This window comes from Pseudomonas protegens, assembly GCF_013407925.2.
In the GTDB taxonomy this organism is placed as follows: Bacteria; Pseudomonadota; Gammaproteobacteria; order Pseudomonadales; family Pseudomonadaceae; genus Aquipseudomonas; species Aquipseudomonas fluorescens_AP.
This window is the reverse complement of sequence record NZ_CP060201.1, coordinates 4,123,907-4,138,411: the sequence shown is the minus strand read 5'-3', so window position 1 is coordinate 4,138,411 and position 14,505 is coordinate 4,123,907. Positions and strand designations below refer to the sequence as shown.

The 14,505-nt window shown below is 63.6% G+C and carries 12 protein-coding genes; all 12 read left to right on the top strand.

Annotated elements, in window-relative coordinates:
• The first annotated feature begins 97 nt into the window (after positions 1–97).
• The 12 genes from GGI48_RS19185 (at position 98) to GGI48_RS19130 (ending at position 14,343) form a co-directional block, all read left to right on the top strand.
• Positions 98–1,618: an aldehyde dehydrogenase family protein gene (locus GGI48_RS19185; protein ID WP_016966091.1), complete on the top strand. Its 1,521-nt coding sequence runs from the start codon at positions 98–100 to the stop codon at positions 1,616–1,618.
• A 177-nt stretch (positions 1,619–1,795) separates the two neighbouring features.
• Positions 1,796–3,076 carry an ethanolamine utilization protein EutH gene (gene eutH / locus GGI48_RS19180; protein ID WP_047306244.1) on the top strand — a complete coding sequence of 427 codons (1,281 nt, stop codon included), beginning with the start codon at positions 1,796–1,798 and terminating at the stop codon, positions 3,074–3,076.
• A gap of 25 nt (positions 3,077–3,101) precedes the next feature.
• The gene (locus GGI48_RS19175) at positions 3,102–4,538 is read left to right on the top strand and encodes an ethanolamine ammonia-lyase reactivating factor EutA (protein ID WP_179599582.1); all 1,437 of its coding nucleotides are present in this window, start codon (positions 3,102–3,104) and stop codon (positions 4,536–4,538) included.
• A gap of 30 nt (positions 4,539–4,568) precedes the next feature.
• A complete protein-coding gene (locus GGI48_RS19170; protein WP_179599580.1) occupies positions 4,569–6,764 on the top strand; it encodes an ethanolamine ammonia-lyase in 2,196 nt (731 codons plus the stop codon).
• A gap of 51 nt (positions 6,765–6,815) precedes the next feature.
• Complete coding sequence (locus GGI48_RS19165; RefSeq protein ID WP_179599578.1) at positions 6,816–8,210, top strand: ethanolamine ammonia-lyase subunit EutB; 1,395 nt, start codon at positions 6,816–6,818, stop codon at positions 8,208–8,210.
• Between the two features lie 11 nt (positions 8,211–8,221).
• Positions 8,222–9,046 (top strand): ethanolamine ammonia-lyase subunit EutC, encoded by an 825-nt coding sequence (gene eutC, locus GGI48_RS19160; protein WP_016966086.1) that lies wholly within the window; start codon positions 8,222–8,224, stop codon positions 9,044–9,046.
• Positions 9,047–9,153: 107 nt separating this feature from the next.
• Positions 9,154–9,612 carry a GNAT family N-acetyltransferase gene (locus tag GGI48_RS19155; protein WP_016966085.1) on the top strand — a complete coding sequence of 153 codons (459 nt, stop codon included), beginning with the start codon at positions 9,154–9,156 and terminating at the stop codon, positions 9,610–9,612.
• A gap of 237 nt (positions 9,613–9,849) precedes the next feature.
• A complete protein-coding gene (locus GGI48_RS19150) occupies positions 9,850–10,506 on the top strand; it encodes a DedA family protein (RefSeq protein WP_179599576.1) in 657 nt (218 codons plus the stop codon).
• 5 nt (positions 10,507–10,511) lie between these two features.
• On the top strand, positions 10,512–11,324 hold the full coding sequence (locus tag GGI48_RS19145; protein WP_047306250.1) for a zinc-dependent peptidase: 813 nt from the start codon (positions 10,512–10,514) through the stop codon (positions 11,322–11,324).
• A 240-nt stretch (positions 11,325–11,564) separates the two neighbouring features.
• On the top strand, positions 11,565–12,092 hold the full coding sequence (gene ppa, locus GGI48_RS19140) for an inorganic diphosphatase (RefSeq protein WP_011063696.1): 528 nt from the start codon (positions 11,565–11,567) through the stop codon (positions 12,090–12,092).
• Positions 12,093–12,525: 433 nt separating this feature from the next.
• Positions 12,526–13,029: a hypothetical protein gene (locus GGI48_RS19135; RefSeq protein ID WP_260620476.1), complete on the top strand. Its 504-nt coding sequence runs from the start codon at positions 12,526–12,528 to the stop codon at positions 13,027–13,029.
• A gap of 138 nt (positions 13,030–13,167) precedes the next feature.
• Positions 13,168–14,343 carry a sensor domain-containing diguanylate cyclase gene (locus tag GGI48_RS19130; RefSeq protein ID WP_179599574.1) on the top strand — a complete coding sequence of 392 codons (1,176 nt, stop codon included), beginning with the start codon at positions 13,168–13,170 and terminating at the stop codon, positions 14,341–14,343.
• The last annotated feature ends 162 nt before the right edge of the window (positions 14,344–14,505 follow it).

Genomic DNA, 14,505 nt, shown 5'->3' with positions numbered 1-14,505 from the left:
CATGGCTCCCACCACGCTGGCCCGACCTTTGCTCTACGCTTTACATGCGCAAAAGCGCTCCCTCCCCCATAAGCATAAAAGCCAGGAGATACCCACCATGCGTTACGCACACCCCGGTACTGAAGGCGCTATCGTTTCGTTCAAGAGCAAGTACGGCAACTACATCAACGGCGAATTCGTCGCGCCGGTCAAAGGTCAGTACTTCACCAACACTTCGCCGGTCAATGGCCAGCCGATTGCCGAATTCCCCCGCTCCACCGCCGAAGACATCGACAAGGCGCTGGACGCCGCCCATGCCGCCGCCGACGCCTGGGGCGCCACCTCGGTGCAGGCCCGCTCGCTGATCCTGCTGAAGATCGCCGACCGCATCGAACAAAACCTGGAACTGCTAGCCATCACCGAAACCTGGGACAACGGCAAGGCCGTGCGCGAAACCCTCAACGCCGACATTCCCCTGGCCGCCGACCACTTCCGCTACTTCGCCGGTTGCCTGCGGGCCCAGGAAGGCAGCGCCGCGGAAATCGACGGCAACACCGTGGCCTACCACATCCATGAACCCCTGGGCGTGGTCGGGCAGATCATCCCGTGGAACTTCCCGATCCTGATGGCCGCCTGGAAACTCGCCCCGGCCCTGGCCGCCGGCAACTGCGTGGTGCTCAAGCCCGCCGAGCAGACCCCGCTGGGCATCACCGTGCTGATGGAAGTGATCGGCGACCTGCTGCCGCCAGGCGTGCTCAACGTGGTGCAAGGTTTCGGCCGCGAAGCCGGCGAGGCCCTGGCCACCAGCAAGCGCATCGCCAAGATCGCCTTCACCGGCTCGACTCCGGTGGGCTCGCACATCATGAAATGCGCCGCCGAGAACATCATTCCGTCCACCGTGGAACTGGGCGGCAAATCGCCGAACATCTTCTTCGAAGACATCATGCAGGCCGAACCGAAGTTCATCGAAAAGGCCGCCGAAGGCCTGGTGCTGGCGTTCTTCAACCAGGGTGAAGTCTGCACCTGCCCGTCCCGCGCCCTGGTGCAAGAGTCGATCTACGACGAATTCATGCAAGTGGTGATGAAGAAGATCGAACAGATCAAGCGCGGCGACCCGCTGGACACCGACACCATGGTCGGCGCCCAGGCTTCCGAGCAGCAGTTCGACAAGATCCTTTCCTACCTCGACATCGCCAAGAACGAAGGCGCGCAGCTGCTCACCGGCGGCAAGGTGGAGAAACTCGAAGGCGACCTGTCCAGCGGCTACTACATCCAGCCGACCCTGCTCAAGGGCACCAACAAGATGCGCGTGTTCCAGGAAGAAATCTTCGGCCCGGTGGTCAGCGTCACCACCTTCAAGGACGAAGCCGAAGCCCTGGCGATTGCCAACGACACCGAGTTCGGCCTGGGCGCCGGGGTCTGGACCCGCGACATCAACCGCGCCTACCGCATGGGCCGCGGGATCAAGGCCGGCCGCGTCTGGACCAACTGCTACCACCTGTACCCGGCCCACGCCGCGTTCGGTGGCTACAAGAAGTCCGGCGTTGGCCGTGAAACCCACAAGATGATGCTCGACCACTACCAGCAGACCAAGAACCTGCTGGTGAGCTACGACATCAACCCTCTGGGCTTCTTCTGATCGATCCTCCCGGCGACCCAGGTCGCCGGGAGGCCTTTTCGCGGCCCCGCCGCGCCCGTTCACCTGCTCTGATCCGGTGCCGAAGGCTTGCCGGACGGGACACTGCTGTCGGAAGTTCTGCGCCAAACCAGTCGTGCACAGACCCTGCTTGAAAAACAATAACAAGGGACAAACGCAATGGATCAGATCGGCAACTACGTGCTCTACCTCATCATGCTCTGCGCCGTACTCGGCGCCTTCGCCGCCATCTACGACAGCGAGCGGGGCCTGGGCAAAGAATTCATGGAAGGCATCCACGCCACCGGCTACATCTTCGTGCCGGCCGCGGGGATCATGGCTTCCATCCCCTATCTCACCGTGGTCATCGAAACCGTCTTCGGACCGTTCTTCAATTCCCTGGGCGCCGACCCGGCCCTGGCGGCGACCATGATCATCGCCTCGGACATGGGCGGCTATCAGCTGGCCTCGGCCCTGGCCGCGAGCAAGGAAGCCCTGGTGATGGCCTTGATCACCGGCTTCATGGGCGGCGCCACCATCGTCTTCTCGATCCCCATGGGCCTGGCGATGCTCGACAAGCGCGACCACAAGTACATGGCCCTAGGGATCATGTCCGGCATCCTCACCATCCCCGTCGGGGTGATGATCGCCAGCCTGATCCTGGCCTTCAGCAACCCGGTGGTACGCGAACTGGTGAGCACCAACGGTGAAGCCAGCTACCAACTGGCCCTGGGCCTGGGCAGCATCTTCGCCAACTTGCTGCCGATCCTGATCTTCGTCGTCGCCCTGGCCCTGGGCCTGCGCTTTTTGCCGGACATGATGATCAAGGGTTTCATCATCTTCGGCCGGGCCATGGACGCAGCGATCAAGCTGGTGCTGGTGTTCTCCATCGTCGAGTACTTCACCGGGGCCTTCTCCGCGGTGTTCGGCAGTTGGGGCTTCCACCCGATCATCGCCGACGCCCAGGACCAGACCCGCGCCCTGGAAACCGCCGGCTACATCGGCATCATGCTGGCCGGCGCCTTCCCCATGGTCTACCTGCTGCGCAAATACCTGGGCAAGCCTCTGGAAAACCTCGGCGGCAAGATCGGCCTCAGCGCCGTGGGCAGTGCCGGCATGCTGGCGACCATCGCCAACATCCTAGCCATGTTCCGCCTGGTGCGCCTCATGCCGCCCAAGGACAAGGTGGTGAACATCGCCTTCGGCGTCTGCGCCGCCTTCCTCCTGGGGGACCACCTGTCGTTCACCGCCAACTTCCAGCCGACCATCATCCTGCCGGTGCTGATCGGCAAGATCAGCGCCGGTTTCGTCGCCGTCGGCCTGGCCTACTGGCTGTCGGTGCCCAAGGCGCTGCAACTGGAAGCCCAGGATCGGGCTGCGGGGATCATCGCCCCGGGCGAGTACCTGGGCGGCACTGCGCTGGAAACCCCAGAACCTGCGGGCCAGAAGGCCACCGCCTGACTCCGGCGCGGCGAGGAACGCCTGCATGCAAGCCATCACGGGCGGCACATCGGTATTGCTGCTGGGGCTGGATTTCGGCTCCACCACCAGCAGCGCGCTGATTGCCCAGGCCAGCCTGAGCAGCCATTGCGTCACCGGACGCATGGCCCTCAACGAGCCCCGGGTGCTGTTTCGCGGCGAGCCGGTGTTTACCCCGTTCAAGGACCGGATCATCGATGAAGCGGCCATCCAGGGCCTGATCCAATGCTGGCTTGAGCAAGCCGGCGTGCGCCCGGAACAGCTGTTTTCCGCAGGTGTGATCATTACCGGCCTGGCGGCGCGGCGGCACAACGCCCAGGCCCTGACACGCCGGGTGGAGCAACTGATCGGTAACGTGCTGATCTCCCGCGCCGACGATGGCGGGCTGGAGTCCTGGCTGGCGTTCATGGGCAGTTGTTCGACCCTGAGCCGCTTTTATCCACAACAACCGCTGCTCAACCTGGATATCGGCGGCGGCACCACCAATGCCGCCTGGGGCCAGGACGGCAATGTGCTGGCCAGCGGCTGTCATTTCATCGGAGCCCGGCACTTGCAGTTCGAGCCGGGCAGTTATCGCCTCAGCGGCGTCTCGGAGTTCGGTCAGGCACTGCTCGATCACCTGGCAATCCACAAGAGCTCTGGACAAGTCCTCGACCGTGCGGAGCTGGACGCAGTGATCGACTGGTACGTCGACGCCCTGGTCGCCATTGCCGAAGGTGATCGCTCGTTCTTTGCCAGCCCGCTGGGCCAGTTGACCGAGCAACTGCCGCTGATCCTCCCCGATCACAAGGCCGCCCCGGCCCTGACTTTTTCCGGTGGCGTGGGCGAACTGCTCTATCGCCACCTGCAAGGCGAGCCCATTCCGGGCACCACCCATTACGGCGACCTGGGCATCGATCTGGCCCTGGCGATTGCCCGTCACCCGCGGCTGGTGCGCGACGCCGGTCGTCTGCTGCCGGAAAACCGCGGCCGGGCCACGGTCTACGGCCTGACCCTGCACAACACCGAAATCTCCGGCAGCACCCTGTTTCTGCCACAGCCCGAGGTGCTGCCCCTCAAGGATCTGCCCATCGTCGCCCGGCTGCCCATGGATGCCACCGAGCAGCAACTGGACGACGCACTGGCCCTGGCACTGAGCAGTCGCGACGGCGCGTGCCTGCAATTGCTCGACAACGCTCAGGCGCCACGCCTGGAAGACATCCGACAGTTGGGCGCACGCCTGGCCCGCGCCCTGGAGCAGGCACGACCCGCCCCGCAGTGGCCACTGGTACTGCTGCTGGAAAGCAACGTCGGCAAGGTCCTGGGCAACTACGCCACGGATTGGGGGCGCAGTTCTTGCAACCTGATCGTCATCGATGAAGTGCGCGAGCGTTCGGCGCACTTCATCAATCTGGGAACCCCCCATCGGCACATCGTGCCCGTCGCCTTTTACGGCGTGCACTAGATGCCGATGCCGGCCAAGGAGCCTCTTGCCATGTCACTCACCGCACTGCAGCACATCCGCCTTCCCGCCATCCCGGCCGAGCGTGGCTACAGCACCCGGGTGCTGGATCGCGAGATCGCCTTCAGCAGCCTCAAGGCGGTGCTCGGCGCCGCCGACATCAGCAAGGCCGGCGACCGAGTGGCGGGGCTGGCCGCCGCGGATGAGATCACCCGCGAAGCGGCGCGCAAGGTGCTCTCGGAGCTGACCCTGGGGCACTATTTCGAGCATCCGCTGACCGACCGCCACGGGCGCATCGACAGCGTCATGCAAGTCAACTACGACATCGACCACAGCGTCTTTGGCGAGATCGCCGACCTGACCCTGGGCGCCCTGAAAGATCGCCTGCTGCGCAGCCATGGCACTGAAATACGCCGCATCGGCACGGCCCTGACCGGGGTCATGGCGGCGGCCCTGGCCAAGCTGCTGGACGTGCATGAACTGATCCTGCTGTCGAAAAAGCTCAAGAGCGGCGCGGCGGCCAAGGCCCGGACCCTGGTGGGCCTGCCCGGCACCCTGTCGTCGCGGCTGCAGCCCAACCATCCCACCGACAACCTCAGCGGCATCAGCCTGCTGGTCTACACCGGGCTGAGCATGGGCTCGGGGGACGCGTTGATCGGCCTCAACCCGGCCATCGACACCGTGGACAACATCAGTGCCACCCTGCACCACCTGGATAAATTGCGCAGGGAAACCGGAGCGCCGACGCAGATCTGCGTGCTCTCCCACATCAAGACCCAACTGGCCTGCCTCGACCAGGGCGCACCGGTGGAGATCATGTTCCAGAGCCTGGCCGGCACCGAACGCACCCTGACCGACGAGTTCGACGTCACCGTGCAACTGCTGGACCAGGCCTGGCAGACCATGGCCGAGCGCGGCCCGCTGCGCGATGTGGCGGAAAACTTCATGTACTTCGAGACCGGCCAGGGCAGCGAGCTGACCTACGGCAAGCACGAAGGCATCGACATGACCACCTGCGAAGCCCTGTGCTACGGGCTGGCCCGGCGCTATCGGCCGTACATGGTGAACAACGTCACCGGTTTCATCGGCCCGGAAACCCACCTCGACAACTTCGAGATGACCTATTCCTGCCTGCAGGACCAGTTCATGGGCAAGCTGCTGGGGCTGCCCATGGGCATGGCGCCCTGCTACACCCTGCACTCCCAGGTGACCCTGGAAGGCCAGCAGATGGCCACCGAACTGCTGACCGCCGCCGGCGCTAACTTCTTCATGGACGTGTACCTGAGCACCGACCGCATGCTCGCCTACTTCGACACCAGCGCCCATGACAATCAGACCCTGCGCGAAGTCCACGACCTGGCGCCGGCCCCGGAATACCTGCGCTGGGCCCTGGGCAAGGGGATTTTCCAGGAGGACGCCCACGGCAACGTGGAACGCGGGCCGAACTGGGGCAACCCGAGGATCTTCTGCAAGTCGGACATCGACTTCCAGCGCCTGCTGGAATCCACCCCGGCCACCTACGGCTTCGACAACGCCGGACCGCGCCCGGCCAACAGCGTGTCGCGCACCGTGCGGGCCAACCTGGCGGTGGCCCGGGAAGCGATCTACGTCGACCTGCGCCCCAGCGAAATCGGCGCCATTGCCCTGCGCGAGCTGCGCACCGCGGCCCCGGACAAGCTGGCCCACCTGCAAGACCCGGAACTGGGCGCACGGCTGACCGAGGAAGTGCTGCGGCGCCTGCAACCGGAATACAACGACGTGCAGATCGTGATTTCAGATGGCCTTAGCGCCGAAGCCATCCACCACAACATTCCCGAACTGCTGCCGGTGCTGCTGGATGGCCTGCAGAGTCGCGAGCTGCGCATCGGCCAGCCGATCCTCGCGCCCTATGGCCGGGTCAAGCTGGCGGAGTCGGTGGGCGAAGCCCTGCAACCACAACTGATCATCGTGCTGATCGGCGAGCGTCCCGGCGGCGATGCCCTGGCCTCGCGCAGCATGTCCGCCTACCTGGGCTACCGCTTGCCGGACGACCAGGCGCGCCGCGCCGCCGCGCAATTCAGCGGCAACCCGGACATTCGCTACGAATACACGGTGATCTCGAACATCTACAGCGGTGGCCTGCCACCGCTGGAAGGCGGCAGTCTGGTGGCGGAAAAGGCCTTTGCCATCCTCCAGCACCGGGCTGCCGGCAACCGCCTGGAAAACCTGCTGAAGAAGGTGGCATCCTGATGATCCGCCAGCACTCGGCAACGCCCCTATATCGTTGAAACGGAGACTGAGATGGCCCAATTTTCCCACAGCGTAGGTTCTCAGACCTATCGCTTCGACAGCCTCAAGGACGTCATGGCCAAGGCCAGTCCGGCCCGCTCCGGCGACTTCCTGGCCGGGGTTGCCGCCCTCAACGACGGCGAGCGGGTCGCCGCCCAGATGACCCTGGCGGACATCCCCTTAAAGCACTTTCTCGAAGAGGTGCTGATTCCCTACGAAACCGACGAAGTCACCCGGCTGATCATCGACAGCCATGACAAACAAGCCTTCGCCACGGTCAGCCACCTCACCGTTGGCGGCTTTCGCGACTGGCTGCTCAGCGACGCCGCCGACGAGCAGAGCCTGCGGGCCCTGGCGCCGGGCCTGACCCCGGAAATGGCCGCCGCGGTGTCGAAGATCATGCGCGTGCAGGACCTGGTCCTGGTGGCGCAGAAGATCCGCGTGGTGACCCAGTTCCGCGGCACCCTGGGCCTGCGCGGGCGCCTGTCCACCCGCCTGCAACCCAACCACCCCACCGACGAGCCAGCGGGCATTGCCGCGAGCATTCTCGACGGCCTGCTGTACGGCAACGGCGATGCGATGATCGGCATCAACCCGGCCACCGACAGCATTGCCTCGATCTGCGCCATGCTGGAAATGCTCGACGCCATCATCCAGCGCTACGAAATCCCGACCCAGGCCTGCGTGCTGACCCACGTCACCACCTCCATCGAGGCGATCAACCGCGGCGTGCCCCTGGACCTGGTGTTCCAGTCGATCGCCGGCACCGAAGCGGCCAACGCCAGTTTCGGCATCAACCTCAATGTGCTCCAGGAAGGCTACGAGGCAGGCCTGAGCCTGAACCGCGGCACCCTGGGGCAGAACCTGATGTATTTCGAGACCGGCCAGGGCAGCGCCCTGTCGGCCAATGCCCACTTCGGCGTCGACCAGCAGACCTGCGAAACCCGCGCCTACGCCGTGGCCCGGCATTTCAAGCCGTTCCTGGTGAACACCGTGGTCGGCTTCATTGGCCCGGAATACCTGTACAACGGCAAGCAGATCATCCGCGCCGGCCTGGAAGACCACTTCTGCGGCAAGCTGCTGGGCGTGCCCATGGGTTGCGACATCTGCTACACCAACCACGCCGAGGCCGACCAGGACGACATGGACACCCTGCTGACCCTGCTGGGCGTGGCCGGGATCAACTTCATCATGGGCATCCCCGGCTCCGACGACATCATGCTCAACTACCAGACCACCTCGTTCCACGACGCGCTCTACGCCCGCCAGACCCTCGGCCTGAAACCCGCCCCCGAATTCGAGCAGTGGCTGGCCAGGACCGGGATCTTCACCCAGGCCGACGGCAAGGTGCACTTCGGCAACAACCTGCCACCGGCGTTCCGCCAGGCACTGGCCCAGTTGGGATAAGGAACAGGCTCATGCAAAAACATCCGAGCGACTCGCAAAACCCCTGGCTGGAACTGCGCCGCCTGACCCCGGCCCGCATTGCCCTGGGCCGCACCGGCACCAGCCTGCCCACCGGCGCCCAGCTGGACTTCCAGTTCGCCCACGCCCAGGCCCGGGACGCGGTGCACCTGCCGTTCGACCACGCCGGCCTGAGCGCCCAACTGGCCGAGCGCGGCCGTGACAGCCTGCTGCTCCATAGCGCCGCCACGGATCGCCACAGTTACCTGCAACGCCCCGATCTGGGGCGTCGGCTCAGTGATGAATCGGCCCAGAGCCTGCGCGACTACGCCAGCGCCCATCCCGGCGGGGTCGACCTGGCGGTGGTGGTGGCGGACGGCCTGTCGGCGCTGGCGGTGCATCGCCACACCCTGCCATTCCTGGCGCGCATGGAAGAGCAGACCGCCGCCGAGGGCTGGTCGCTGTCGCCGGTGATCCTGGTGGAGCAAGGCCGGGTGGCGGTGGCCGACGAGATCGGCGAGCTGCTGGGGGCGAAGATGACCGTGATCCTGATCGGCGAACGCCCCGGCCTCAGCTCGCCCGACAGCCTGGGGCTGTACTTCACCTATCAGCCGAAAGTCGGCCTGACCGACGCCTACCGCAACTGCATCTCCAACGTGCGCCTGGAGGGCCTGAGTTACGGCATGGCCGCCCACCGCCTGCTGTACCTGATGCGCGAGGCCTGCCGTCGGCAACTGTCGGGAGTGAACCTCAAGGACGAGGCCCAGATACAGACCCTGGACAGCGATTCACCGGCGAATATGAAGGGCAACTTCCTGCTGGACCCGCCACAGCCCTGACGTTGCAAGGCGATTGCGCTTTTTTCCCGCTTTGGGCAGCATCGGGACACGGCTGCCCGAGTCATCCAACCTGTGCCGTCACATCCACTTGAAGTTGAGAGCTACCCATGCGGATTACTCAAGCAACCCTCGAGCACCTGGATCTGTTGACCCCGCTTTTCGTCAAATACCGTGAGTTCTATGGCGCTCTGCCTTACCCGGACTCGTCCCGGGCCTTTCTGGAAAAGCGCCTGCGACGCAAGGAATCGGTGATCTACCTGGCCCTGGCCGATGATGACAGCAGCAAGTTACTGGGCTTTTGCCAGCTGTACCCAAGCTTTTCTTCCCTGTCGCTCAAGCGCGTGTGGATTCTCAACGACATCTATGTCGCCGAAGACGCCCGCCGCCAGCTGGTGGCCGACAACCTGATGCGTACCGCGAAGAAAATGGCCAAGGAGTCCAATGCCGTGCGGCTAAGGGTTTCCACCAGCAGCAACAACGCCGTGGCACAGAAAACCTATGAGTCCATGGGGTTTCGCGAAGACACCGAATTCAAGAACTACATATTGCCGCTGAGCGATGACTGACCCACAAAAAAGCGGCCTCAGGGCCGCTTTATCTGCTCCAGCAACCGCCAAATCCTCTGCTCTTGCTCCTCCCTCGCAAGCCGAAACGCCCGGCTACAATCTGAACGCGCATTTCACCTTTCAGCCTTTATAATGCCGAACTTTTCGAATCGTAAGAAAAGCTACATCCCCTTGTAGTCCCTTTCTCCGAGTCATCGCACAGGCCTGCCGAGCCAGGCTGTCACCACAGGTGCCCCCATGGATTTCAACCCGATCGACCTAATCCTTCATCTCGACGTTTATCTCGACATGCTGGTGACCAACTACGGGCCCTGGATCTACGCCATCCTGTTCCTGGTGATTTTCTGCGAAACCGGCCTGGTGGTGACACCGTTCCTGCCTGGCGACTCCCTGCTGTTCATCGCCGGCGCAGTCGCTGCGGGCGGCGGCATGGACCCGGTGCTGCTGGGCGGCCTGCTGATGCTGGCGGCGATCCTCGGTGACAGCACCAACTACGTGATCGGGCGAACAGCGGGCGAACGGCTGTTCAGCAACCCCAACTCGAAGATCTTCCGCCGCGACTACCTGCAGAAAACCCACGATTTCTATGAGAAGCACGGCGGCAAGACCGTAACCCTGGCGCGCTTCCTGCCGATCATCCGCACCTTCGCGCCCTTCGTCGCCGGCGTGGCCCGCATGCCTTACCCGCGCTTTTTCGCCTTCAGCGTGGCCGGCACCATCCTCTGGGTCGGCGGCCTGGTGACCCTGGGCTACTTCTTCGGCAACGTGCCCTTTATCAAGAAGAACCTCTCGCTGCTGGTGGTGGCCATTATCCTGCTGTCCCTGGTACCGATGATCATTGGCGTACTGCGCAGCCGCTTCAGCCGCAACGCTGAAAAAGCCGAAACCCGCTAAACCGCATGTGGTCCCTCAGTGCCTGGCGCCGCAAGCGCCGGCTGGCCAAGCATCCGGTCAGCGACGACACCTGGCAACGAGTACGCCAGCAACTACCGTTCCTCGACGGCATCAGCGCCGCCGAGGACCAGTGGCTACGGGAAGCCAGCGTGCTGTTCCTCGACGACAAGCACCTCACCCTCCTGCCCGGCGTGGAACTGCATCAGGAACAGCGCCTGCTGCTGGCGGCCCAGGCGCAACTGCCGCTGCTGCACCTGGGTGACCTGAACTGGTACCAGGGCTTCCACGAAATCATTCTCTACCCAGACGACTTCCTCAGCCCCCAGCGCCACCGCGACGCCAGCGGCGTCGAGCATGAATGGGATGGCGAGCACAGTGGCGAAGCCTGGCAGCAGGGGCCGATCATCCTCGCCTGGCCCGGGGTGCAAGCCAGCGGCGGCTGGGAAGCCTACAACCTGGTGATCCACGAACTGGCCCACAAGCTGGACATGCTCAATGGCGACGCCAACGGCCTGCCGCCGCTGCACAGCGACATGCGGGTCAGCGACTGGGCCCAGGTGATGCAAAGCGCCTACGACGACCTCAACCGTCAGCTCGACCACGACCCGGACGCCGAAACCGCCATCGACCCCTACGCGGCGGAAAACCCGGCCGAGTTCTTCGCCGTCACCAGCGAATACTTCTTCAGCGCCCCGGACTTGCTGGTGGCGGCCTATCCGAAAGTCTATGCACAGCTGCAGCTGTTTTATCGGCAGAATCCATTGGCCCGACTGCAGCAACTTCAAGCTGAAGACCCGGTCTATCAAACGCACCACTAATACCCTGTCGCGCTATTTAAGTTGTTCATCTGAAGGCCAGTTGAAAGACCACTGCCGCGCCTGCCGACCGATGGCAAAACCGCCGGTCGCAAGGCCTGCCCGAACAGCTCTGCGCGACAGTACAACCAAGGTTCTACGACCCTTGGCACGTAGCAACGGTGGCGGAGTGTGTCTATAATCGCCGCCACTTTTTGGTCAATCCGGCCAAGTCATTTGGTCAACTAACGGGGGCAACGCCCAATGAGCTACAGCAAGATTCCGGCGGGCAAAGACCTGCCGAACGACATCTACGTCGCGATCGAAATCCCGGCCAACCACGCGCCGATCAAGTACGAAATCGACAAAGACAGCGACTGCCTGTTCGTTGACCGTTTCATGGCCACCCCCATGTTCTACCCGGCCAACTACGGCTTTATCCCCAACACCCTGGCTGACGACGGCGACCCCCTCGACGTGCTGGTCGTGACCCCGTACCCAGTGGCGCCAGGCTCGGTGATCCGTGCCCGTCCAGTGGGCATCCTGAACATGACCGACGACGGCGGCGGCGATGCCAAAGTGATCGCGGTGCCTCACGACAAGCTGTCCCAGCTGTACGTCGACGTGAAGGAATACACCGACCTGCCCGCCCTGCTGCTGGAGCAGATCAAGCACTTCTTCGAGAACTACAAAGACCTCGAAAAAGGCAAGTGGGTGAAGATCGACGGCTGGGGCAACGCTGACGCGGCCCGCGCCGAGATCCTGAAGTCGGTTGCGGCCTACAAAGGCTAAGAAGCAGCTGCAAGCTTCGAGTGACAAGCCTCAAGAGAAAGCCCCGAGTGATCGGGGCTTTTTTGCGCCCGCGACTTGCCGCAGGAACCGGCTTGCCGGCGAACATCACGCATCCAGCAACACATTTCCCGCACTTTCTGCAGCTTCAAGGCCTCTGGATAGCGCATTGCACTGGGAATTGCCGGCGAACATGCGTATGCTGCGCCCCACATTTGCGCATCGACCCTTCCTGCGGTCAGATCGCCCGACGAAGCGGATGACTTTCCCGCCCAGTCCCACAGCCAGCCGCAAGAGCTGGGTGTACGTTTTGAAGGCTGGTGCGGTTTACCAAAAATGAACCAAGCCAGTCCCCGAGAAGCCGGCCACAAGCCGGCTTTTTAATGCCTGAAACCCGGGTACGGGAAGGCTCGGCCACTTCGACAGCAGGTGCAGGATGCACGACCTACGCAGCTTTGCCGCCCCCCTGGAATCCAAGCCCGAAGCACCGGCCGTGAACCCCAGCCTGGTGCTCCAGCAGCCCGTGCGGCGAGCCATGAAAAGCGCGCTGGTTGCCACGCTTGCAGCCCTTGGCCTAAGCGGCTGCGTGGGCGCATGGGTGGATATGCCCTACATGCAAGTATCGAAAACCGATGCTCACCAGAGGCTCATCGGCAACTCCATGAAACCGGTCATCACTCACACACAAAAGAGCACACCCGAACGCCAGTGGTGCGGCACCACCCTCTTGGTCGTGATCCTGCCGATTCCACTCAAGCTGCCAGTCTGCGAGTCCTACAGCGCCACCGCCTATGGCGACGATATCAATGGCGTCGAAGTGCCGCTGCTGTACACAAATCGGAAAATCAGTTCGGATCTCTACGCTTGTGGTCCGCTCATGTTTCTCGGACCGATCGCGCACGGCTACCAGGGCAACGCGGTCTGCGGCGTATTTCGCTAGACCGGGCACTTCCTGCAGCAACATCCACCAAGGCCCGGAAGTTCTCGCTACAATCGCGCCCAATGATGGCAATTCGCCCGCTTCCGGCCGCGGCTTTGCTTCCCCGCCCTTGAACGCGACATCACGAGTACCCCGGACATGGCCCTGCATATCCCTACCCTGCTGGTCGTCTCGGTGTTCATTTTCTTCCTCATGAGCCTGCTGACCTTCCACGCCTGGCTACGGGAAACCCGTGAGCGCCCGCTGGCCTACCTGGGCGGCATGATGCTGCTGGCCGCCGCGGGGATGGTGCTGGTGAGCCTGCGCGATATGGGCATGGACTTCGTACCGAAAGTGCTGGGCAACGTGGTCCTGCTGCTGAGCGCCGGTCTCAACTGGACGGCGATGCGGGTCTTCTCCGGACGTTCGCCCCATGCTCCGGGCATGCTCGCCGGGGCCGGCATCTGGCTGGCCCTGTGCATGGTTCCGGCGTTCTACCAGTCGATGATGGTTCGAGTCTCGGTGTATTCGCTGCTGGTGGCCGGCTATGGCCTGCTGATCATGCTGGAGTTCTGGCGCAGCCGTCGGCAGTTGGAAGTTGCCTATATGCCTGCCCTGGCCCTGACCCTGCTACACACCGTGTTCTACAGCGTGCGCGCGCTGATTGACCAGGGCCTGGCCTGGGATCAGGCGTTGAAAGGCTACGGTGCCGGAGTGCCGCTGTTCTCGTTCATGTTGTTCGAATCGATGATGTATGTGATCGGCATTGCCTACGTAACCCTGTGCATGGTCAAGGAGCGGGTCGAACTGCGCCTCAAGGCCGCGGCTTTCTGCGACGCCCTGACGGGCATCGGCAACCGCCGGGCATTCATGGTCCATGGCGAGCGGATGCTGATCGAATGCCAGCGCCGAGGCGCGCCGCTGGCCTTGCTGCTGTGCGACCTGGACCACTTCAAACGCTTGAACGACACCTTCGGCCATCAGACCGGCGACCGGGCGCTGATCGCATTCAGCCGGGTGCTCTCAGAAACCCTGCGCGGCAAAGACGTGTTTGCCCGCATCGGCGGTGAAGAGTTCGCTTGCTTGCTGGAGTCGACCGATGAGCAGGCCGCCGTGCGGGTGGCCGAACGGATTCGCCAGGCGTTCGCCCGCTTGCCTCTCCTGGAACCAGGGTTACTGAGTGTCAGCATCGGTGTGGTGACCAGTGAAACCCAGGGCTACGATCTGCCGCGCCTGCTCTCCCTGGCCGATGAAGCGCTGTATGGCGCCAAGGACCGGGGGCGCAACCGAGTGCAAACGGCATCGCGCAGTGCCCTTGCGCTACAGCCAGGCTGAACAGTCAGGGCACCCTTCGCTGGCGTTGACTCTGCGCGGTTTGCCGGTCTGAACGATAACTGTGATGCGCCCCCCCAAAGCCCGAAAAAAGGCACTTAGCCAGTATTTCCGGCGCCCCTGCGCAAGCATAAACTCGCCGCTCTCAAGGACTCTCGGATAACA

Bases quoted from the DNA above. Each gene is read 5' to 3' on its own strand.
- eutC (WP_016966086.1), top strand. From the start codon at position 8,222: ATGCAAAAACATCCGAGCGACTCGCAAAACCCCTGGCTGGAACTGCGC.
- GGI48_RS19165 (WP_179599578.1), top strand. From the start codon at position 6,816: ATGGCCCAATTTTCCCACAGCGTAGGTTCTCAGACCTATCGCTTCGAC.
- GGI48_RS19175 (WP_179599582.1), top strand. From the start codon at position 3,102: ATGCAAGCCATCACGGGCGGCACATCGGTATTGCTGCTGGGGCTGGAT.
- GGI48_RS19185 (WP_016966091.1), top strand. From the start codon at position 98: ATGCGTTACGCACACCCCGGTACTGAAGGCGCTATCGTTTCGTTCAAG.
- GGI48_RS19150 (WP_179599576.1), top strand. From the start codon at position 9,850: ATGGATTTCAACCCGATCGACCTAATCCTTCATCTCGACGTTTATCTC.
- GGI48_RS19170 (WP_179599580.1), top strand. From the start codon at position 4,569: ATGTCACTCACCGCACTGCAGCACATCCGCCTTCCCGCCATCCCGGCC.
- GGI48_RS19130 (WP_179599574.1), top strand. From the start codon at position 13,168: ATGGCCCTGCATATCCCTACCCTGCTGGTCGTCTCGGTGTTCATTTTC.
- GGI48_RS19145 (WP_047306250.1), top strand. From the start codon at position 10,512: ATGTGGTCCCTCAGTGCCTGGCGCCGCAAGCGCCGGCTGGCCAAGCAT.
- GGI48_RS19135 (WP_260620476.1), top strand. From the start codon at position 12,526: ATGCACGACCTACGCAGCTTTGCCGCCCCCCTGGAATCCAAGCCCGAA.
- eutH (WP_047306244.1), top strand. From the start codon at position 1,796: ATGGATCAGATCGGCAACTACGTGCTCTACCTCATCATGCTCTGCGCC.
- ppa (WP_011063696.1), top strand. From the start codon at position 11,565: ATGAGCTACAGCAAGATTCCGGCGGGCAAAGACCTGCCGAACGACATC.
- GGI48_RS19155 (WP_016966085.1), top strand. From the start codon at position 9,154: ATGCGGATTACTCAAGCAACCCTCGAGCACCTGGATCTGTTGACCCCG.